Source organism: Streptomyces sp. NBC_01689, from assembly GCF_036250675.1.
Classification (GTDB): domain Bacteria; phylum Actinomycetota; class Actinomycetes; order Streptomycetales; family Streptomycetaceae; genus Streptomyces.
This window is the reverse complement of record NZ_CP109592.1, coordinates 9,192,171-9,211,516: the sequence shown is the minus strand read 5'-3', so window position 1 is coordinate 9,211,516 and position 19,346 is coordinate 9,192,171. Positions and strand designations below refer to the sequence as shown.

19 protein-coding genes are annotated in these 19,346 nt (G+C 71.9%); 10 read left to right on the top strand and 9 right to left on the bottom strand.

Features of this window, described 5'->3' with window-relative positions; translation table 11 throughout:
• Nucleotides 1-25: 25 nt before the first annotated feature.
• The 5 genes from OG776_RS39420 to OG776_RS39400 are packed head-to-tail and all read left to right on the top strand — an operon-like array spanning nucleotide 26 to nucleotide 5,130.
• Nucleotides 26-1,597, top strand: a complete 1,572-nt coding sequence (locus tag OG776_RS39420; protein WP_187285942.1) for an ABC transporter substrate-binding protein — start codon at nucleotides 26-28, stop codon at nucleotides 1,595-1,597.
• Nucleotides 1,594-2,592, top strand: coding sequence for an ABC transporter permease (locus tag OG776_RS39415; protein ID WP_329323466.1), 999 nt, complete (start codon nucleotides 1,594-1,596; stop codon nucleotides 2,590-2,592). The genes OG776_RS39420 and OG776_RS39415 overlap by 4 nt, the downstream gene beginning before the upstream one ends.
• The gene (locus tag OG776_RS39410; protein ID WP_329323465.1) at nucleotides 2,589-3,497 is read left to right on the top strand and encodes an ABC transporter permease; all 909 of its coding nucleotides are present in this window, start codon (nucleotides 2,589-2,591) and stop codon (nucleotides 3,495-3,497) included. Before OG776_RS39415 ends, OG776_RS39410 begins: the two co-directional genes overlap by 4 nt.
• A complete protein-coding gene (locus tag OG776_RS39405) occupies nucleotides 3,494-4,321 on the top strand; it encodes an ABC transporter ATP-binding protein (protein WP_329323464.1) in 828 nt (275 codons plus the stop codon). The genes OG776_RS39410 and OG776_RS39405 overlap by 4 nt, the downstream gene beginning before the upstream one ends.
• Complete coding sequence (locus tag OG776_RS39400; protein ID WP_148012922.1) at nucleotides 4,318-5,130, top strand: ATP-binding cassette domain-containing protein; 813 nt, start codon at nucleotides 4,318-4,320, stop codon at nucleotides 5,128-5,130. The genes OG776_RS39405 and OG776_RS39400 overlap by 4 nt, the downstream gene beginning before the upstream one ends.
• Here OG776_RS39400 and OG776_RS39395 read toward each other — a convergent pair.
• Nucleotides 5,127-6,011 carry an ROK family protein gene (locus tag OG776_RS39395; protein ID WP_187285943.1) on the bottom strand — a complete coding sequence of 295 codons (885 nt, stop codon included), beginning with the start codon at nucleotides 6,009-6,011 and terminating at the stop codon, nucleotides 5,127-5,129. The genes OG776_RS39400 and OG776_RS39395 overlap by 4 nt on opposite strands.
• A gap of 116 nt (nucleotides 6,012-6,127) precedes the next feature.
• Between OG776_RS39395 and OG776_RS39390 the strand changes: the two genes are divergently transcribed.
• Genes OG776_RS39390 through OG776_RS39380 form a run of 3 tightly spaced genes read left to right on the top strand, consistent with a single transcriptional unit; the run spans nucleotide 6,128 to nucleotide 8,410 of the window.
• Complete coding sequence (locus OG776_RS39390; RefSeq protein WP_148012920.1) at nucleotides 6,128-6,919, top strand: creatininase family protein; 792 nt, start codon at nucleotides 6,128-6,130, stop codon at nucleotides 6,917-6,919.
• Nucleotides 6,906-8,033: a mandelate racemase/muconate lactonizing enzyme family protein gene (locus OG776_RS39385; RefSeq protein WP_148012919.1), complete on the top strand. Its 1,128-nt coding sequence runs from the start codon at nucleotides 6,906-6,908 to the stop codon at nucleotides 8,031-8,033. The genes OG776_RS39390 and OG776_RS39385 overlap by 14 nt, the downstream gene beginning before the upstream one ends.
• A complete protein-coding gene (locus OG776_RS39380; RefSeq protein WP_148012918.1) occupies nucleotides 8,030-8,410 on the top strand; it encodes a RidA family protein in 381 nt (126 codons plus the stop codon). The genes OG776_RS39385 and OG776_RS39380 overlap by 4 nt, the downstream gene beginning before the upstream one ends.
• A 376-nt stretch (nucleotides 8,411-8,786) precedes the next feature.
• On the opposite strand, the gene OG776_RS39375 is transcribed toward OG776_RS39380, so the two are convergent.
• The 5 genes from OG776_RS39375 to OG776_RS39355 all read right to left on the bottom strand — a co-directional run bounded on the left by OG776_RS39375 (nucleotide 8,787) and on the right by OG776_RS39355 (nucleotide 13,490).
• Nucleotides 8,787-9,575 carry an SAM-dependent methyltransferase gene (locus tag OG776_RS39375; RefSeq protein ID WP_329323463.1) on the bottom strand — a complete coding sequence of 263 codons (789 nt, stop codon included), beginning with the start codon at nucleotides 9,573-9,575 and terminating at the stop codon, nucleotides 8,787-8,789.
• A gap of 234 nt (nucleotides 9,576-9,809) precedes the next feature.
• Nucleotides 9,810-10,586: an ABC transporter permease gene (locus OG776_RS39370; protein ID WP_148012668.1), complete on the bottom strand. Its 777-nt coding sequence runs from the start codon at nucleotides 10,584-10,586 to the stop codon at nucleotides 9,810-9,812.
• Nucleotides 10,583-11,569: an ATP-binding cassette domain-containing protein gene (locus OG776_RS39365; RefSeq protein WP_329323462.1), complete on the bottom strand. Its 987-nt coding sequence runs from the start codon at nucleotides 11,567-11,569 to the stop codon at nucleotides 10,583-10,585. Before OG776_RS39365 ends, OG776_RS39370 begins: the two co-directional genes overlap by 4 nt.
• 49 nt (nucleotides 11,570-11,618) lie before the next feature.
• A complete protein-coding gene (locus OG776_RS39360; protein WP_148014242.1) occupies nucleotides 11,619-12,290 on the bottom strand; it encodes a DUF4097 family beta strand repeat-containing protein in 672 nt (223 codons plus the stop codon).
• Nucleotides 12,291-12,638: 348 nt separating this feature from the next.
• A complete protein-coding gene (locus tag OG776_RS39355) occupies nucleotides 12,639-13,490 on the bottom strand; it encodes a helix-turn-helix transcriptional regulator (protein WP_148014233.1) in 852 nt (283 codons plus the stop codon).
• Between the two features lie 85 nt (nucleotides 13,491-13,575).
• Between OG776_RS39355 and OG776_RS39350 the strand changes: the two genes are divergently transcribed.
• Nucleotides 13,576-14,358, top strand: a complete 783-nt coding sequence (locus tag OG776_RS39350) for an SDR family NAD(P)-dependent oxidoreductase (protein WP_329323460.1) — start codon at nucleotides 13,576-13,578, stop codon at nucleotides 14,356-14,358.
• 788 nt (nucleotides 14,359-15,146) lie between these two features.
• On the opposite strand, the gene OG776_RS39345 is transcribed toward OG776_RS39350, so the two are convergent.
• Nucleotides 15,147-15,467: a WhiB family transcriptional regulator gene (locus OG776_RS39345; RefSeq protein ID WP_187286086.1), complete on the bottom strand. Its 321-nt coding sequence runs from the start codon at nucleotides 15,465-15,467 to the stop codon at nucleotides 15,147-15,149.
• Nucleotides 15,468-15,947: 480 nt separating this feature from the next.
• On the opposite strand from OG776_RS39345, the gene OG776_RS39340 reads away from it, so the two are divergent.
• Entirely contained in the window at nucleotides 15,948-16,316 is a 369-nt protein-coding gene (locus OG776_RS39340) for a DUF488 domain-containing protein (RefSeq protein WP_148014571.1), read from the top strand.
• Nucleotides 16,317-16,453: 137 nt separating this feature from the next.
• Here OG776_RS39340 and OG776_RS39335 read toward each other — a convergent pair whose 3' ends face one another.
• Nucleotides 16,454-18,121: a phosphodiester glycosidase family protein gene (locus OG776_RS39335; RefSeq protein ID WP_329323459.1), complete on the bottom strand. Its 1,668-nt coding sequence runs from the start codon at nucleotides 18,119-18,121 to the stop codon at nucleotides 16,454-16,456.
• 228 nt (nucleotides 18,122-18,349) lie between these two features.
• Entirely contained in the window at nucleotides 18,350-19,150 is an 801-nt protein-coding gene (locus tag OG776_RS39330; protein WP_329323458.1) for a GNAT family N-acetyltransferase, read from the bottom strand.
• Nucleotides 19,151-19,346: the final 196 nt, after the last annotated feature.

Genomic DNA, 19,346 nt, shown 5'->3' with positions numbered 1-19,346 from the left:
TCTGACGGAACGGATGTGTTGCTGAATGGAACGTATACGTCAGGGGCGGGCCCTGGACCGCGACCGGCCGCGCCGCGACGTCCTGCGCCTGGCCGGCCTGGTCCTCCCGGCTCTCGCCGCGCCCCCCTTGCTGGCGGGGTGCGGGGCCGATGCCGCGAGCGGCGCGGGCAACGTCCTGCGGGTGTCGCAGCCCGGGGACCCCGTCACCATGGACCCGCAGAAGCAGGGCGACATGGTGTCGATGAACGCCCTGATCAACATGTTCGACACCCTGACCACGCGCGGCCGCGACAACAAGCTGCACCCGCGGCTCGCGCTGACCTGGACCGCCCGCGACGAGCACACCTGGCGCTTCACCCTGCGCCCCGGCGTGCGGTTCCACAACGGCGAGGTCTGCGACGCCGCCGCCGTGAAGTTCTCCATCGAGCGGCTGCTCGATCCCGCGACCAAGTCACCGATCGTCGAGCTGCGTTACGTGCGGAGCGTCTCCGTCGTCGACCCGCTCACCGTGGACGTGCACACGTCCCTGCACGACCCGATCCTGCCGGACAAACTCTCCCTCTTCGGCGGAGTGGTCGTCCCGCCGCGCTATCTGGCCGACGCCGGGGACCGGGGTTTCGCCTCCCACCCGGTCGGCACCGGGCCGTTCACCTTCGTCAGCTGGCAGCGCGACCACGAACTGCGGATGCGGGCCTTCCCCCGGCACTGGTCCGGCCGCCCCCATGTCGACGAACTGGTCTTCAGCCCGGCGCCCAACGCGTCGTCCTCGCTCGCCGCCCTGCAGAGCGGCGAGGTCGACCTGGTGGCGGGACTCACCCCCGACGCGGCGCAGCAGTTGGAGGGCTACGGCGGCGTCACCCTGGACGGGTTCAGCGGGATCCGCACCTCGTACCTCTCCCTCGACACCCTGGACAAGGGACCGCTCGGTGACCGGCGGGTACGGCAGGCGCTCAACCACGCCGTGGACGTACCGCTGTTGATCAAAGCGGTCCTCGGCGGCAAGGCACGCGAGGTGCCCGCGATGATCCCGCACGGCGCCTTCGGCTTCGACCCGTCCGTCAAGCCGTACACCCGCTCGGTGCGGACGGCACGCGAACTGCTCGCCGAAGCCGGCTATCCCCACGGCTTCAGCACCACGCTCACCGCCTCCAACGTCGACTCCAACGTCGCCGAGGCCCTGTCCGGACTCCTCGCCAAGGCGGGCGTGCGCGCACGCGTCGATCTCCTGGATCCCGGTACGTACTCCAGCCGCCTCACCTCCTCCAACCACGCTGCGCTCGGCCCGATGTACCTCGCCGCGAGCACCATCTGGACGCTGGACGGCGAGAGCATGATCCAGTCGAACGTGCGCAGTGACCGCCGGCAGAGCCGCTGGCACTCGAAGGAGGCGGACCGTCTCGTCGACATCGAGGAACTGTCCGTCGACCCGGCCCAGCGCCGCCAGGCCTTCTCCGACCTGCAGCGCCTGATGCGACGGGAGGCGCCGTTCGTCTTCCTCTACCAACTGGACAACATCTACGCCCGCAACCGGAGCCCGCGCTGGAAACCGGGCCCCGCCGGTGTCCTCGCCATGGCCGACGCGGAGGTCTCCCGATGACCGGACCCACCCTCCAGCAGCACACCACCGACGACGGGCCCCCGGTCGCGACCCGCGGCCGGGACACGAGACGGCTGCTGCGCGGCGTGCTCGTCCGGCTCGGGACCGCCCTGCTCGTCCTGTTCTGCGCGGCGACGGTGTCGTTCTTCCTGGTCCGGCTCTCCGGCGACCCCGTCAAACTGCTGCTCCCGCCGGACGCGACCGCCCAGCAGGAAGCCGTGCTCCGGAGCTCGCTCGGCCTGGACCGGCCGCTGTTCACCCAGTACGCCGACTTCCTCCAGGGGCTGCCCCGCCTCGACTTCGGCAACTCCCTCTTCTACAACGAGCCCGTCCGCACCGTGCTCGCCGACCGGCTTCCGGCGACGCTCCAACTCGCCGCGGCCGCACTGGTGGTGACCCTGATCGTCGCCGTCCCCGCAGGCATCTTCGCCGCGATGCGGCGCGGCCGGGCCTCCGACCGGGGGGTGATGACCATGGTGCTGCTCGGCCAGTCCACACCGCCGTTCTGGGTCGGCATCCTGCTGATCCTGGTCTTCGCCGTCGGACTGCACGCCCTGCCCGCCTCCGGCTACGGCACGTTCGCCCATCTGATCCTGCCGTCGATCACCCTCGCGGTCTACTCGGTCGCCGTCGTCGCACGGCTGTTGCGCTCCTCGCTGATCGACGTCCTGTCCTCCGACCACATCCGTACCGCGCGTGCCAAGGGTTTCGGCCCGCTCAAGGTGGTCCTCACCCACGGCCTGCGCAACGCGTCCCTGCCGGTGGTGACCGTGGTGGGCCTGGAGATCGGCAGCCTGCTGGGCGGCGCGATCCTCACCGAACAGGTCTTCTCCTGGCCCGGTGTCGGACAGCTGACGATCGAGGCCATCTCGCACCGCGACTTCCCGCTCGTCCAGGCCACCGTGCTGCTCTTCGCCGCGACCTTCGTCGTGGTGAACCTGCTCGTCGACCTCTCCTACAGCTTCCTCGACCCGAGGGTGAGGACGTCCCGATGACCGTCACATCACCGCCCGCCGCCGCGCCGGCGGCCGCGGCGGGCCTCAGCCCGCGCGCCGCCGCCCTGCGGACCCTGCTCCGCAACCGGCTCGCCCTGGCCGCGCTCGCCGTCCTCGCGATCATGCTGCTGCTCGCGGTCCTCGCACCGCTGATCGCCCCCTACGACCCCAACTCCCAGGATCTGCTGTTGCGGTTGAGGCCACCTGCCTGGCAGTCCGGCGGCAGCGGCTCCCACCCGCTCGGCACCGACCAGCTCGGCCGCGACATGCTCTCCCGCGTCATCTACGGCACCCGGGTCTCCCTGCTGGTCGGTGCGGGCGCCGCACTGCTCGCCGGGTTCATCGGCACCGCGGTCGGACTCACCTCCGGCTACTTCGGCGGCCTGCCCGACCGGGTCCTCATGCGGCTCGCCGATGTCCAACTGGCCTTCCCCGCCATCCTGCTGGCCCTGGCCATCGTGGGATTCCTCGGCTCCGGGCTCTGGTACGTCATCCTCGTCCTCGGCATCACCGGCTGGGTGTCCTACGCCCGCGTCGTCCGATCCGAGGTGATGTCACTTCGTTCACGTGACTTCATCACCGAGGCCCGCGCCATCGGTGTCACCGACGGCGCCATCATGCGGCGCCACCTCCTGCCCAACGTCATGGCTCCGCTCGCCACCATCGCGACGCTGCACGTCGCCGCCGCGATCGTGGCCGAGGCGTCCCTGAGTTACCTCGGGCTCGGGGTGCCCAGGGAGACCGTCACCTGGGGCTCGATGCTCGCCGACGGCCAGCTCTACCTCGGCACCTCGTGGTGGGTGGCGGTGTTCCCGGGCCTCGCTCTGATGATCACCTCGCTCGCCGTCAACATCACCGGCGACGCCCTGCGCGACGTCGCGGACCCGAAGGCGTACCGCCGATGACCAACGACCGCACCACACCCACCCGTTCGGCTCCCGTTCTCGAGATCGACGACCTGAGCGTCGCCTTCCGGCTCGACGCCTCCACCGTGCACGCCGTCCAGAGCGTCAGCCTGCGGGTCCACGCCGGTGAGACGCTGGCCGTCGTGGGCGAGTCCGGCAGCGGCAAGACCGCGACCGCGCTGTCCGTGCTCCGGCTCAACCCCGCGCCACCGTGCGTCTACACCGGCGGTGAGATCCGCTTCGAGGGCCGCGACCTGCTCGCCCTGAGCGAGCGGGAACTGTGCGCGATCCGCGGCCAGGACATCGCCATGATCTTCCAGGACCCGATGACCAGCCTCGACCCTCTCCAACGGGTGGGCACCCAGGTCGCCGAGGTACTGCGGCACCATCGCGGTCTCTCCCGCGCCGAGGCCGGGGCGGCGGCGCTCGCCGCACTGGACGAGGTCGGCATCCCCGACCCCGGACGCCGCTACCGGCAGTACCCGCACGAACTCTCCGGCGGGCTGCGCCAGCGCGTGATGATCGCGACGGCCCTGGTGGCGCGGCCCCGCGTCCTCATCGCCGACGAACCGACCACCGCGCTCGACGTCACCGTGCAGCGCCAGATCCTGGATCTGCTGGTCGCGCTCCAGGAGCGGCACGGCATGGCCGTCGTACTGATCACCCACGACCTGGGCGTGGTCGCCGAGACGGCCGACCGGGTCGTGGTCATGAACGCGGGCCGGGTCGTGGAGAGCGGCGACGTCATGGACGTCTTCGACCACCCCGCCGAGGACTACACGCGTCGGCTGCTGGACGCGACGCCACGATTGGAGTCGGCATGACCTTGCTCGAACTGGACCACCTGCGCAAGGAGTTCGCCGGCAGGCCGCCCCACGTGGCGGTCGACGACGTGTCACTGACCGTGGCCGAGGGGCAGACCCTGGCGCTGGTCGGCGAATCGGGCTGCGGCAAGACCACGCTGACGCGGCTCCTCCTGAGGCTGCTGGAGCCGACCGCCGGGACCGTCCGGTTCGACGGCCAGGATCTCGGGGCCCTCTCCCCGGCCCGGTTGCGTGCGGTGCGCCGCCAGATGCAGGTCGTGCTGCAGGACCCGTACTCCAGCATGAACCCGCGCATGCGGATCACCGACATCGTCGCCGAGCCGCTGGTCACCCACGACCCCGCGGCACGCGGCCGGCGCGGCAGGACACGCACCCGCGAACGCGTCGGCGAACTGCTGGAGTCGGTGGGACTGCCGGCCGCGATCCAGGACCGCTACCCGCACGAGTTCTCCGGCGGCCAGCGCCAGCGCGTCTCCATCGCCCGCGCCCTCGCTCTGGAACCCCGCCTCGTCGTGCTCGACGAACCCACCAGCGCGCTCGACGTCTCCGTCCAGGCACAGGTGCTCGACCTGCTGGCGGAGCTGCAGCGGCGCCTCGGTCTGACCTATGTCCTCGTCTCGCACAACCTCGCCGTCGTCCGGCAGGTGGCCGACCGGGTCGCCGTGATGCGCCACGGCCGGCTGGTCGAGGTCGGCGACGCGGCCGACGTCTTCGGCCGTCCGCGGCACCCCTACACCCGGCAGTTGCTGGACGCCGTTCCGCTGCCCGACCCGCGCCGCGCCCGTCGCACCCGCGCCGAGGCGGTCTAGAGGTGGGACAGCACCAAACCGGCGCCGCCCAGCAGCGCGACGTCGTCCACGGCCGCCCCGCTCACCCACACCTGCGGCAACTCGGCCCCTGCGTGGGTGACATCGGAGCGCAGCCGCTGCTCGATGAGGGTGCGGAAGAGCTCACCGCCCTCGCGTGCCTCACCGTGCAGGACGAACAGACCTGGTGCGAAGAGCTGTTGCACGTTGACCAGGCCCAGGGCCACGTTCTCCGCGTACTCGGCGACCGTGCGGCGGGCCGCCTCGTCGTCGCGCTCCACCAGGTCGGCGAGCGACACGCCGTCGCCGAGTCCCGCCGTGCGGGCGCGGGCCCGCAGCCAGCGGGTGGTGGCCACCGTCTTCCAGCAGCCACGCCCGCCGCAGGTGCAGGCGTCGCCGCTGGCCGACACCGTCATATGGGCACCGCTGCGTCCGCCGGCCGGGGCGAGCACCTCGCCGTCGTACAGGATGCCGACCCCGAGCACCTCGCCGGTCGACACCGACGCGAACGTCCGGCGGCCGCGCCCGGCTCCGAACCACCGGTCGCCGAGCACCTGCAGCCGGGCCCGGTGTTCGACACGCACCGGCACCCCGGTCAGCGCGCCGAGCCGGGCGGTCACCGGATATCCGTGCAGCGCGGGCACGTCGTTGACCTCGTCGATCAGTCCCGCTCCGGGATCCACCAGACCGGCGGCCGCCACGCCCACCCCGACCAGATCGTGCCCCTCGAAGACCCCCGCGGCCCGTGCGAGTGCCGCGTCGATGTCGGCGGGGCGGGCCGTCGTCGCGTCGTACGACGCCTCGGCCCGTCGCACCACGGTGCCGGACATGCTCAGCACGGCCGCCCGGATCCGTCCGGGCACCAGTTCCACCCCACCGAGCATCCGTCGCGGGCGGGGCGCGACCGGCGCCGGCGACGGGTCGGGTACCAACCGCAACGGAAAACGTTCATGGACCATGCGCCGACTCTGCCACGGCAGGGTTTCAGGGAGATAGCGCTGTGAGAGATCTGACCGAGCTGACCTGGCACGAAGTACGCGAAGGCGGCACACGTGCGATCGCGCTGCTGCCCATCGGTTCACAGGAACAGCACGCCGCCCACCTGCCCATGGGCACCGACACCCTCCTCGCCGAGGCGGTCCTCGACCGCGCGGGAGCGCTGCTCGCCGACGACCCGACCGAGTCCGGACTGGTCCGGCTGCCCGCCCTCCCGTTCGGCCACAGCCCGCACCATCTCTTCGCGGCGGCCGTCTCGCTGTCCGCGGCGACGCTGGGTGCCGTCCTCGACGACGTCCTCGACTCCCTGCTCGCGTGCGGATACCGGCGGATCATGGTCGTCAACGGTCACGGCGGCAACGACGAGATCATGCGGCTCGCCGTGAAGCGGTTCGCGCTGCGCGCGGAGGTCACCGTCGCCGCCTGCTCGTACTGGACGGTCACCACGGGCGAGGACCCGACGGGCGACGACAGGCCCGAGGTCACCCCGGGACACGCCGGGTGGTTCGAGACCTCCCTGATGCTCGCGGCGCACCCCGGTCTCGTCCGCACTCCGGTCGCCCCCCGGCCACCGGTCGAGCCACCGCCCCTGTTCGACAACCCGCCGTATCCCGGCCTGACCGTCGAACGCCACGGCGAGTGGGCGCGGGTCGGCGGATCGACGGACGACGCCTCCGGGGCCGACCCCGCATCGGGACGTCGGCTGCTGGACGACAGAGCCCGCGGACTCGCCCGTGCCATCCGCGCGTTCGACGCGGCCACCATCCGAACCGAGGAGAAGAATGAAGATCACTGACGTGGACGTGTGGGTGGTCAATCTGCCCCTGGTCAATCCGTTCACCAGCTCGTTCGAGACCAAGACCGGGGAGACCCGGACCGTCGTACGGATCCGCACCGACGACGGCGTCGAGGGCTGGGGCGAGACGATGTGGGGCCGTCCGGTCGCGGCGATCGTCCGCGCGCTGGCCGACGACCTGATCGGCACCAGTCCGTTCGCCCTGGAGAGCTTCCACCGCAAACAGCACATGGTGCCCTTCTTCCACGGCTATCTCGGGTACGCGGCCATCGCCGCGCTCGACGTGGCCTGCTGGGACGCCATGGGCAAGGCGACCGGGCAGTCCGTCACCGACCTGCTGGGCGGACCCGTCCGGGACGAGGTCCCCATCACCGCCCTGGTGACCCGCGCCGACGCACCCGGCGCCAACGCCGCCTCGCTTCCCGGCCGACTCGCCGAGCACGCCGCGCGGGTGGTCGCCGAAGGCGGGTTCGGCGCCGTCAAACTCAAGGGCACCAAGGACGTGGCGGGTGACGTCGACGTCATGCGGGCGCTGCGCGCCGCCCTGCCCGGGGTGAACCTGCGGGTGGACCCCAACGCGGCCTGGTCCGTGCCGGATTCGATACGTGCCGGGATCGCCCTCGAAGAGCTGGACCTCGAATATCTGGAGGACCCCTGTGTGGGAATCGACGGCATGAGCCAGGTGAGGGCGAAGGTGCGGATACCGCTGTGCACCAACATGTGCGTCGTGCGGTTCGAGGACTTCGCCCCGGCCATGCGGCTGAACGCGGTGGACGTCATCCACGGCGATGTCTACAAGTGGGGCGGTATCGCCCCGACCAAGGCGCTCGCGGCCCACTGTGAGACGTTCGGGCTTGGCATGAACCTGCACAGCGGTGGGGAGTTGGGCATCGCCACGGCCGCCCATCTCGCGGTCGTCGCCAGCACGCCCGTGCTCTCCCGTGCCATCGACAGCATGTACTACCTGCACGCCGACGACATCATCGAGCCGCTGCACCTGGAGGAGGGCCGGCTGCGGGTGCCGGCGGGGCCCGGTCTCGGGGTGACGGTGGACGAGGAGAAACTGCGTCACTTCGCCGGGGTCAACGAGCGGGAAGGCGACCTGACCGGATGAGCAAGGAAGCGGTTCGTACCGAGGACGCGCCACGGCCTGCCGGAGCGTACAGCCAGGGCGTGGTCGTCGGCGGATTCCTGTACACCGCCGGTTTCGGTCCTCAGGACCCGCGGACCGGGGCGACGCCGCAGGGCGTGGCCGACCAGACCCGGCAGGTCCTCCGGAACATCAGCGCGGTGCTGGCCGAGCGGGGGGCGAGCCTGGACGACGTCGTCAAGGTGACGGTCCATCTGCAGGACCTGCGGGGCGACTTCGCCGCGTTCGACGCCGCCTACCGGCCCTTCTTCGCCGAGCCCTGCCCGGTCCGTACGACGGTGGGCTCCGACCTCATGGACATCCTCGTGGAGATCGACGTGGTCGCCGCCCTCCCCGGCTGAGGGGCCGACCCGAGGGCTGGGGTGCGGGCCAAAGCGGTACGGCCGGGGCGTACGGGGCCGCCATCCTGGCTCGGCCCCGGTCGGCGTCGGTCGCGCGTCGGCCGGGGTCGCGCCGCCGGACGCGGGTGGCTGCGGTACGGGTGGCGGGGGTCGCGCACGGCCTGCACGCCGTGCACGACCCCGGGCCGCCAGGTCGGCGCCGGTCGTCCTGGCCGCGCGCGGCCGGTCCCCTGGTCACGGTCACCGGGTCACCAGGTCACCGGGTCACGTGAGAACGGCGCGGGCCGTCGACGGCGTGCGTTCCCGCGTCCTGGCGTCGCACGAAAGCGGGCTCCCGGTACTGCCGGACGCCGGTGGTCGCCGCGGCCGGTGAGCGTCAGCGGACGCGGGCGACCGCGCTGTAGATCCCGCTGCCCTCGGCGGCGGGTGCCTGGTCCGACCTGAACCACTCGGGCGCGGTGACCAGTCCGGGATCGACCAGGTCGAGGTCGTCGAAGAAGCGGGCGACCTCCGCGCGGGTGCGGAAACCGAGCCGGATGCCGCCCTTGGCGTACTCGGCGGTCACCCTCTCGGCCAGTTCCGGGTACAGGTCGGATGCGGCGTGCGACATCACCAGGTAGCTGCCGGACGGCAGGGTGGCGACCAGGTCGCGGACGATGCCGTGGGCGTCCTGCTCGTCGGGGATGAAGTGCATCAGGGCGATCAGCGACAGCGCGATCGGGCGCTCGAAGTCCAGTACGGTCCGGGCCCGTTCGAGGATCGCCGTCGGCTGCCGGACGTCGGCCTGGATGTAGTCCGTGGCTCCCTCGGGGCCGCTGGTCAGCAGGGCCTGCGCGTGACGGAGCACGATCGGGTCGTTGTCGGTGTAGACGATCTTCGCCGTGGGCGTGATCCGCTGGACTATCTGGTGCAGGTTCGGCTCGGTGGGTATGCCCGTGCCGATGTCGAGGAACTGGTCGACGCCCTGCGAGGAGAGCCACGCGGCGGCGCGCTGCATGAACTGCCGGTTCTGCCGGGCCGCGTCGCGCGCCTCGGGCGGAAGCTTCTCGCCCACCGCCTCGTCGACGGGGTAGTTGTCCTTGCCCCCGAGAAGCCAGTCGTAGACGCGCGCGGGATGCGCGTTGGCGGTGTCGATCTGCGGTGGCTGGGGGGTGTCGGTCGTCATGACGGGCTCCGGCGCACGAAGGGGATCATCGATGTCCGCAGCATCGTACTCGCAGATCACATCACGCCTGCTCCTGACCGGAGTTGACGTGACGCCCGACAGTCGGCGGCCTTGCGGGCACGCGCCCGGCCTGCCGTGCGGCACAGCGCGAGGCGCCGTACTCCGACCGGGTGTCGGAGAACGGCGCCTTGGGGGGAACGGGGGTCGCGGGCGGCATCCGCGGTGGTACGGCGTCTACTTGGGTTCGCGGTTGAACTGGGTGGTGGACCAGTGGTGGCCGAGGAGGGTGAGGGTGAGGGTCCAGGCGAGGGTGATCCAGCCGTTGTTGCCGATGGGGGTGTCCAGGAGGAGTCCGCGGAGGGTTTCGATGGCGGGGGTGAAGGGCTGGTAGTGGGCGATGGGCTGGAACCAGCCGGGCATGGAGTGGAGGGGGACGAAGGCGCTGGAGATGAGGGGCAGGAGGATCAGGGGCATGGCGTTGTTGCTGGCGGCTTCGGCGTGGGGGCTGCTCATGCCCATGCCGACGGCGATCCAGGTGAGGGCGAGGGCGAAGAGGGTCAGGAGTGCGAGTGCGGCGAGCCATTCCAGGGGGGTGGTGTGGGTGGTGCGGAAGCCCATGGCGGTGCCGACGGCGGCGACGAGGAGGGTGCTGGTGAGGGCTTGGAGGACGCTGCCGGCGACGTGGCCGAAGAGGACGGATCCGCGGTGGATGGGCAGGGTGCGGAAGCGGGCGATGATTCCTTCGTTCATGTCGGTGGCGACGGCGACGGCGGTGCCGACGACGGTGGAGCCGATGGTCATGAGGAGGATGCCGGGCAGGAGGTAGTCGATGTAGGCGGTGCGGCCGGCGCCGGCGCTCATGGTGGTGCCGAAGATGTAGACGAACAGGAGCAGGAGCATGACGGGGGTCAGGAGGAGGTTGAGGGTCATGGAGGGGTAGCGGCGGGCGTGGAGGAGGTTGCGGCGCAGCATGGTGGAGGAGTCGCGCAGGGCGAGGGACAGGGAGCTCATCGCACGGTGTCCTTGGTGTGGTGGGTGTGGGTGGTGTGCCGGGCGGTGTCGGTGTGGGTGTGGGTGTGGGGGGTGAGGGCGAAGAAGACGTCGTCGAGGTCGGGGGTGTGGATGGTGAGTTCGTCGGCTTGGATGCCGGCGGTGTCGAGTCGGTCGAGGAGGGTGCGCAGGGTGTGCTGGCTGCCGTCGCCGGGGATCTGGAGGGTGAGGGTGTGGTCGTGGGGGGTGGCGTCGGTGAGGGTGTGGGTGGCGGTGCGGTAGGTGGTGGGGTCGGTGAAGCGCAGGCGGATGTGTCCGCCGGGGACGAGTCGTTTGAGTTCGTCGGGGGTGCCTTCGGCGGCGATCTTTCCGTGGTGCAGGACGGCGATGCGGTCGGCGAGTCGGTCGGCTTCCTCGAGGTATTGGGTGGTGAGGAAGACGGTGGTGCCGGTGGTGAGGAGTTCGCGGATGATCTGCCACATGGTGTGGCGGGAGCGGGGGTCGAGGCCGGTGGTGGGTTCGTCGAGGAAGATGATGCGTGGGTTGCCGACCAGGGTCATGGCGAGGTCGAGTCGGCGTTTCATGCCGCCGGAGTAGGTGGCGGCGGGTTTCCCGGCCGCGTCGAGGAGGTCGAAGCGGGCGAGGAGGTCGGTGGCGGTGCGGTGTCTTTGGGTGCGGGGCAGGTGGTGCAGGTCGGCCATGAGGAGCATGTTCTCCTCGCCGGTGATCAGGCCGTCGACGGCGGAGAACTGGCCGGTCACCCCGATCGTGGCGCGTACGGCCCGGGCGTCGGTGGTCAGGTGGTGGCCCCCGACGTGGGCCACTCCGTCGTCGGCGGGGATCAGCGTGGAGAGGATCTTGACGGCCGTGGTCTTCCCGGCACCGTTCGCACCCAGCAGAGCGAACACCGTACCTTCGGGGACCGTCACGTCGATGCCGTCGAGCACGGTCTTGTCGCCGTAGGACTTGCGCAACCCGTACGCCGCGATGGCCAGGTCGGTCATGAGGGGAACTCCTTCTGAGGCTGCGGGCTCTGGTGGTGTCGCCGTGGGGTCAGATGCTGCGGGCGGTGATGTCGCCCTGGGCGGTCGTCGCCCGGATGGTCAGGCCGGGGGCGCCGTCGGCGTTCCGGAGCGCGTTGTCGATCCGGCCGTGGCCCGTGCCGGCGTCCAGGGACGCCGAGACGCCGCGGGCGGCGCCGACCGTGATGTCGCCGGACTCGGTGCGCAGGGTGACGGTGCCGCCGGTGGCCTCGGCGACGGTCAGGTCGCCCTTCTGAGTGCTGATCTCCGCGGCGCCGCCGAGGCGGCCGACGGTGATGTCCCCGGCCATGAGGGTGAGGCGGGCCTCGGCCGTCTCGTCGAGCTTGACCGTGCCCTGGGCGCCCTCGAACTCGACGTCGCCGAGCCGTCCCACGCCGCGCAACTCGGCCGCCGCGGCCTTGCCTTCGACGCGGGAGCCGGCCGGCAGCTGGACCGTGATCTCGACGGATCCCGAGCCGTTGCCGAGGAGCCGGTTCTTCGCCGGTGCCGCCTCGATGCGCAGGACGCCGTCGCCGAAGGCGACCCGGATGTCGTCCGCCGCCTTCACGTCACGGTTCTTGGAGGCGTTGGCCGGGAGGACCTCGACGGTGGTGTCGGCCCGGTCGGCGGCGATGAACCGGATCCGCCCCGCGGGGATGTCGAGGACGGCCGAGACGGGGGCGGGGGTGTCGAACTTCTGCATCATGCTCTCCTTGACCTGCGTCGCGGGCCCTCGTGGCCCGCCGTTTCCGATGAAGGAAACGCTACGTTGCATTTACAGTTCTCACAACATCCTTGTTGCACGGAATCGCGATAACTGCAGGTAGATGCAGGACTTTTGTTGCAATGATTCTGCAGAGAATGCAACGCAAGCTCGACCAGCTCGTTGCAATGAATGACGGTGAACGCTCCACCGCGAGGCGTGAACGGGCCGGCGCGGGCCAGACCTGTCCCGGCGTTTCCGACCCGGAACGGCCTGTGCCGGTGCGCCCGCTCCTGGCAGCCTCCGGAATGTTCAGCGCTCCCCGCTGTTCTGAGGGGGTGCTTCGCCCTACCTGCTCGCGTTGACGCCCTCGGCTCCGAGCACGTTCAGAAGAGCCAGCGCCTCGGCGTCACCGGATCCGGGCGGTGCGGTGTAGAGCACGAGGTACTGGTCGTGGTCGGTGAGTGTCAGCGAGTCGCAGTCGACGGTGACCTCCCCGACGACCGGATGACGGAACGTCTTCGTGAGCATCGGCGCGGGCTGAACGTCGTGCCGCTCCCACAGCCGGGCGAAGTCGGCGCTGCCGTCCCGGAGTTCGTCGACGAGTCCGGTCACCGCAGGGTCGGCCGGGTACCGGGCGAGGGTGAGGCGGAGCCGCATGACGACGTGGTGCCGGAACTCGGCCGCGTCGGAGACCCCGTACAGCGTGGCACCGGGACGGACCGAACCGAGGAAGGCCCGGCGAGCGAGGTTGCGGTCCGCCGGGGCGAGTTGGGCGAAGTCCTCCATGAGCGCGGCCGCGAGGTCGTTCCACGCGAGCACCTCGAACACGGCGGAGGTCACGAAGGCGGCCGTCTGCGGCAGCCGCTGCAGAAGCGCGAGGATGCTCGGACGCACGTCGCGTCGGTGCAGTCCGCCACGGCTCGGAGCGGTGCCGGCGAGGACGTGAAGGTGATCGGACTCGGTGTCCGTCAGCCGCAGCGCACCCGCGATCCCGGCGAGGACCTCTCCCGAGGGCCGCGGGGCCCTGCCCTGTTCGAGCCGGACGTAGTACTCCGTGGAGATGTGCGCGAGCACCGCGACCTCCTCCCGGCGCAGACCCGGTGTCCGGCGGCGCGGGCCGGAGGGGAGGCCGACGTCGTCCGGCCGGAGCCGTTCTCGACGGCTGCGGAGGAACGCCCCGAGCTCCTGCTTGTCCATACCCCAAGTCTGCACGCCTCCCGGAGCCGGATCCTGGTACAGCCTGTGCCTGCATCCGGTCCGCGGGCCGCTCGACACTGACGTCATGACGAACGACATCGACAACGCACCCATCGGCCTGCTCACCGGAAAGGTCGTGTTCATCACCGGCGCCAGCCGCGGCATCGGGGCGGCCGCGGCCCGGCTCTTCGCACGTGAGGGCGCCGCCGTCGTCCTCGCCGCCCGCGGCACCGGCGCCCTCCGGAAGGTCGTCGACGAGATCCGCGCCGACGGCGGTGTCGCGGATGCCGTGGCCGTCGACCTCGCCGACCGGGCGAGCGTCCGCGCGGCGGTCGACCGCGTCGACGAGTTGCACGGCCGGCTCGACGGCGCCTTCAACAACGGAGCGGCGATCCAGCGGCCCGGCCCGCTGGACACCACGAGCGACGAGGACCTCGACGAGCAGTTCGCGGTGAACTTCCGCGGGCATTGGACCGCGATGACGGTCGAGGCCGCGCTCATGCGCCGGGGCGGCGGCGGGGCGATCGTCAACACCTCGAGCATCGGCAGCCGCCGCGCGAACCCGGAGCTTCCGGCCTACGGCGCGATGAAGCGGGCGCTGAACAGCATCACCGAGTCCGCGGCCGTGACCTGGGGGCGGGAGGGGATCCGGGTGAACGGCATCACTCCCGGCGGCACCGCGACGGAGATGATCGACACGTGGGAGGCCGCGTCCCCCGGCGTCGTCGAGCGCATCAGCGCCAGTATCCCCCTCGGGCGGATGGCCGAGCCGCACGAGGTCGCCGAGGTGGCCGCGTGGCTGCTCAGCGACCGGGCCTCGATGGTGACGGGCGCGATCGTCCCGGTGGACGGCGGCGCGGGAGCCTGAGGGACACCCGCCGCCCCGGAGCGCCCCGCCACCGGGGGTGTGTGTCTGCCGGTGCCGTTTCTCGACCGGGGGTGGGGCCGAGCCGAACGGTCCCGGGCAGGGTGGCGCGGGCGGATGCCGAGGTCACAGGCTCCGGCGCCGCCCGCGCCCCTTCTCCTCGTCCCTCCCCGCGTGGCGCGCCCCGCGCTTCGAGCGTTGAGTGGAGGTGCGCACACGTTCTCCCGGGACGGGGGTCCCAGGGCGACGGGTGCGGCGCGGACCAACAGGAATCCGGTCAAGGGCGGGAGGACGTCGTGCCGACGGGATCGAGCAGCAAGCGCGAGCGGCGGTACGAACAGGGCCTCGGGCGCTGACCACCAGCCGTCCCGCCCGCGGGCGACACCGTTCGCCCGCCGCGTTCGCACGTCCGCCCGGGCACCTGTGCGTGCGCGAGCAAGCGCTCGGTCTCCCACTCCGTTCACGATGCCGCCCCGGCCACCGCGAGCCCGACCGGGCAGGCAGTCGGTCGGCCGGTCCGGTGTCACACCCCGGAACCGTCCGGTACCCCGCCCCGGGACCCACGGGCCTCTCGCCCTCGAAACCGTCCCGTGTCACACCCGGAGCGGTACGTCGGCACGTTCCGAGGCCTCCCTGCGTCACGCTCCGAAGCCGTCCGTGTCACGCCCTGTGGCCCGGGGAGTTCACCGGAACGGGCTGGTGCCGGGGCGGAGCGCCGGACATGGTCGCCGAGCGGGCCCCATCGCGGCGCCTCGCGCGTCCGGGAGGGGTGTCCGGGGCGTTCGAGGGGATCAACCGGCCTCAGCGGAGCGGCCGTTGTCACCCGGCCGAGCCTGCCGCTCGTACGCCGTGCGCGCCGCCTCGAGGAGCCGGCGCCAGGAGGTGACGGTCGGCCGGCGCCGCAGCAACGCGCGCCGTTCACGTTCCGTCATGCCGCCCCACACACCGTGCTCGATACGGCGATCGAGTGCATGGGCGAGGCATTCGGTCCGCACCGGGCAAGCGGTGCAGACGGCCTTCGCGTCGTTCTGCGTCGCGCCCTCGACGAACAGTTCCTCCGGATCCCTCGTGCGACATGCCGCACGCGCGCCCCATGTGTCGTCCGTGTCCACCCCGTTGCCGTCCTCTCCCCGATCCGGCCTGCCCTGCACCACCCTATGCGTGTGGCAGTTCGGAGAACGTACGGCAATCGCACCAGGCGCGGAACGACGTCGCCCGGCAGCAATCCCTTCGAGTGAACGGCCCTTGCCAACAGCCCCCGAAGGGAATCTGACTGACCCTCAGCTCCCGTGTGTCAGGCGGGCCCGTGCTCACGGCCGGGAACTCACGCCGTCCGGCCGGGTGGTACTCGCGCGAACTCGTCGCCTCCACCGCGATCAGGAGGCCGGACGGGACGCCGAGCGGTACCGGCGACCGGTCGCCCGGGACCGGTCCTGGGTCGCGCGGACGGGCGTGGGGAGAGACCCTGGAACACGACTCGTGTGTTCGGGCCACGGGCTGCGGCGGGCCGCCGGTGCCCCGGCGGGAGTGGCCCGGGTACCACGGGTCGCCGGACCGACGTCTTCGACCAGAGTTCTGTGGTGAGGTCACCGATGACAGCCGATCACGAGGTGCGGGTACGGGTGCGCAGGGCCTACGAGGCGCCCGAGCGGGCGGACGGCGCGCGGGTGCTCGTCGACCGCCTGTGGCCACGAGGGCTGGCCAAGGCGAGGGCGCACCTCGACGAGTGGTGCAAGCAGGTCGCGCCTTCCACGGAGTTGCGGCAGTGGTACCACCACGAGCCGGACCGTTTCGAGGAGTTCGGGCGCCGCTACCGCGAGGAGCTGCGGGACCCCGAGCGGGCCGAGGCGTTGGCGCACCTGCGTGACCTGGCCGAGAAGCGGCCCTTGACGCTGATCACCGCGACGAAGCAGCCCGAGATCAGCGAGGCGGAGGTCCTCGCCGAGCTCTTGCGGACCTGACCGCGCCGGTGCCGGACCTCGCACGGGAGCGGGGACGAATCCGCGAGCCGCCCGCCGGCCGAGGAGCGCACGTACGCGCTCCCGGCCGGCGGGACCCGAACCGTCCCCGTCCCCCGTGACCGGTCACGGGGGAACGGTCAGCTGGTACGGCGCCTCGGGAGGACCTGGATCGTGTCACCGACCGCGCGCTCGCCCGTGGCGTCCGAGGTGACGTTCACCAGCTTGCCGTCGACGGCCATCGCCGTGGAGCCACCGCCGTCGAGGTTCAGCGCCCGCACGGCGCCGAGCGACCGCATGAAGCGGGCGGCTTCCGCCAGGGTGAATCCCTCGCTCACGCCGGGCTGCCGCCCGTCCACGGTCACCAGGAGCAGCCGGCCCCGCCCGTCGACGCCGGCCAGCGTCCGCGGCTGGCGGACGTTGGACCAGGCGAACCCGAAGGAGAGGTCGCGCGGGTCGAGCGTCCCCTCGGTTGCGGCGTCGATGTGGACACGGCCGTTCTCGACCAGAGTGGGCGCCGCGCTGACGACGGTGTCGTCGGGCCCGAGCCTGACCTCCCGGTGCGAGGAGTCCCGGATCACCTCGCTGAGCGCCAGGCGCCGGCCGACCCGGGCGTGCCTGGTGAGCCACTCCGCGGCTCCTCCGACGCCCTGGAGCACCGAACCCTGATCGGGCACCGCGCCGCCTCGGTCGCCCACGGAGACCACGACACCGCGCCGGTCCAGGACCACCTGGACACCCGCTCCGACGGGGAGCGCGGCACGGAACTCGGGGGTGAACTCGACGAGGTCGTCCGCGAGGGTGCAGGTGGTGTCGTGACGCGGCTCGACCGTGGGAACGGCCCCGGGCCGACCGCAGTTGCGCACCTTGCCCGGGACGCGGTTGATGCCCTGCACCCCGTACACCGCGGATCCGTCCCGCACCGTGACGGTGGCGGAGAGGTCGGCGATACGCGGTCGCCGGCCGCCGTCGCCCAGGATCAGCGCGGCGCGGGAGCCGACGGCCATCGACTGGAGTCTGCCGTGCTCCGCCGAGAGTCCAGCGGGGGTGCCCTGCACGCCGTCCGCGTCGGAGGTGATGAAGAACCCGCCGTTGACCCCGATCAGCGACCCGAGACGCGCCGCCACCGTGGAGGTGTTCTCCCGGTCGGCCACGTTGCCGTCGTCGGTGGCGCCGACCGTGCCGGTGAAGCGCGCGGGGTCCACGACGGCCACGTGGATGTTCTCCCCGTCGGCGCGCTGCCGGCCGTCGTATCCGGTCCACTCGACCGCGGTACGGAAACCTGCCGCCACGACCGCCGTGTTGGCGGCGCCGGCCTCGGTCTGGGTGGCGTACCGACCGACCCGGACCTGCCAGCCCATCGTGCCGTGGGGGGTGTCGGAGTAGTCGTCCCAGGTCACCCGTTCCAGACGCGGTTCGAGCCCGGCGTCCCGCAGACGGACCGCGGTCGCGTCCGCCCATACGCGGTCGCCGAGCGGTGCCCAAGTGGCGGCGCCGGTCAGGCGGTTGACCGCGGGGGCCTGCACGGTGACCGACCACACCGGGGCGGCGGCGGAGTCCCGCAGCGCGCCGGTGCGGACCTCGACACCCGGGGCCACGCGCTGCGTCGACCACGAGATGCCGCCGAACTCGGGGGATGCGGAGGAGACGGGGGAAGCGGACCGGCCGGAACCGGTGGCCGGCGTGCTCGCGTCAGCGGGCGGGGCGAGGGTGACGAGCGTGAGGGCGGCGGCGCACGCCAGGCCACCCCAGAGCGGACGCTTCATCCGGCCGGATCCGCGGCGCGCTTGCTCGACTGCGTGGGACATACGTCTCCTGACGATCTGACGGTCCTGCGGGCGGAGGTCTTCCGGACGCCGCGTTCCACATCCCAGACCGGCGGCGGTACGGACAGGTCACACGCCAACGGCGCCCGGGGAAAGCCTCGATGACAACGCGTCGTCGACTCCCCGGCACGCCACCCGGCACCTGCCGCCCCCCGCCCGCCGCCAACCAGGTCCGCCCCCCGAGCACGTTCCTGTCCGGGAGGCGCGCCGTCACTCCCCGGTGAAGTAGGTCCAGTGCTCCGCCACGTCGAAGCCCAGCGATAGGTAGAGCGGGAGGCCCATGCCGGACGAGCGCAGATAGGCGGTCCCGGCTCCCGCGGCCCGCCCGTGCGCCACCGCCTCCTCCGTGATCCGCCGTCCGTGGCCGGCCCCCCGGTGGCGGGGAATCGTCGAGATGTTGAAGATCCCGACATGCCCCTCCGTGAGGATGGTCATCGCCGTCGCGACCACCTCGCCGCGCACCTCCCCCACGTACGCCGTGATGGCCGGGCCGGCGTCGAGGACGGCGGGGGTGAAGAGGGGCGCGAAGATCTTCTCGGGGACGCCGAAGCCGTCGGCGAGCGCGCGGACGTACAGATCGCACTCCGCCCCCGCGACGGCCCGTACCCGCATCTCGCCCGCGCCGTCCGGGGCCGGAGGGGCGCCGCGCAGATCCCTGACCATGAAGGGTTCCTCCGCCCGCTTCGTCAGGCCGTGCCTCCGAGCCACCTCACGCACACGGTCGTCCGGGTCCGAACGCACCTGCACGCACCAGGACACGGGCCCGGGGAAGGACTCCGCAGTCCCGGGCGTCCGGGCCGCGAGACGCTCGATGCGTCCGGCGTCCGGTCTGAGGGCGGAGGTGAAGACACCGTTCACGCTGTCGGCCGGGCTCCCGGTGACGACCATGTACGTCCCGTTCCCGGCCGCTTCCTGACGCATGTGCGGATCGGCGGCGGCGATGCGACGCAGAGCGGCTCCCCAGGCCTCGGCGGCGGCGTCGATCCGAGCGCCGGACAGATTCGAACTCATGCGCGGAGTCTAATCTTCGCGGGAGAGAGGCCCCTGGGCGCCCGGCGGAAGCCCGGACACGCACCGGCAAACCCGATGTCCCGAATGGTCGGGCTTCCAGACATATGGGCCACAATGCGTACGGGGTCCCGGCCGGTCCGTCCGCGTACCACCGTCCTGTCGGGCCCCGCTCTCAGCCCGTCCGCGAACGAATGCG

Bases quoted from the DNA above. Each gene is read 5' to 3' on its own strand.
- OG776_RS39350 (WP_329323460.1), top strand. From the start codon at position 13,576: ATGACGAACGACATCGACAACGCACCCATCGGCCTGCTCACCGGAAAG.
- OG776_RS39365 (WP_329323462.1), bottom strand. From the start codon at position 11,569: ATGACCGACCTGGCCATCGCGGCGTACGGGTTGCGCAAGTCCTACGGC.
- OG776_RS39380 (WP_148012918.1), top strand. From the start codon at position 8,030: ATGAGCAAGGAAGCGGTTCGTACCGAGGACGCGCCACGGCCTGCCGGA.
- OG776_RS39340 (WP_148014571.1), top strand. From the start codon at position 15,948: ATGACAGCCGATCACGAGGTGCGGGTACGGGTGCGCAGGGCCTACGAG.
- OG776_RS39330 (WP_329323458.1), bottom strand. From the start codon at position 19,150: ATGAGTTCGAATCTGTCCGGCGCTCGGATCGACGCCGCCGCCGAGGCC.
- OG776_RS39375 (WP_329323463.1), bottom strand. From the start codon at position 9,575: ATGACGACCGACACCCCCCAGCCACCGCAGATCGACACCGCCAACGCG.
- OG776_RS39395 (WP_187285943.1), bottom strand. From the start codon at position 6,011: ATGCTCGGTGGGGTGGAACTGGTGCCCGGACGGATCCGGGCGGCCGTG.
- OG776_RS39385 (WP_148012919.1), top strand. From the start codon at position 6,906: ATGAAGATCACTGACGTGGACGTGTGGGTGGTCAATCTGCCCCTGGTC.
- OG776_RS39410 (WP_329323465.1), top strand. From the start codon at position 2,589: ATGACCGTCACATCACCGCCCGCCGCCGCGCCGGCGGCCGCGGCGGGC.
- OG776_RS39335 (WP_329323459.1), bottom strand. From the start codon at position 18,121: ATGTCCCACGCAGTCGAGCAAGCGCGCCGCGGATCCGGCCGGATGAAG.
- OG776_RS39360 (WP_148014242.1), bottom strand. From the start codon at position 12,290: ATGCAGAAGTTCGACACCCCCGCCCCCGTCTCGGCCGTCCTCGACATC.
- OG776_RS39400 (WP_148012922.1), top strand. From the start codon at position 4,318: ATGACCTTGCTCGAACTGGACCACCTGCGCAAGGAGTTCGCCGGCAGG.
- OG776_RS39370 (WP_148012668.1), bottom strand. From the start codon at position 10,586: ATGAGCTCCCTGTCCCTCGCCCTGCGCGACTCCTCCACCATGCTGCGC.
- OG776_RS39405 (WP_329323464.1), top strand. From the start codon at position 3,494: ATGACCAACGACCGCACCACACCCACCCGTTCGGCTCCCGTTCTCGAG.
- OG776_RS39420 (WP_187285942.1), top strand. From the start codon at position 26: ATGGAACGTATACGTCAGGGGCGGGCCCTGGACCGCGACCGGCCGCGC.
- OG776_RS39355 (WP_148014233.1), bottom strand. From the start codon at position 13,490: ATGGACAAGCAGGAGCTCGGGGCGTTCCTCCGCAGCCGTCGAGAACGG.
- OG776_RS39415 (WP_329323466.1), top strand. From the start codon at position 1,594: ATGACCGGACCCACCCTCCAGCAGCACACCACCGACGACGGGCCCCCG.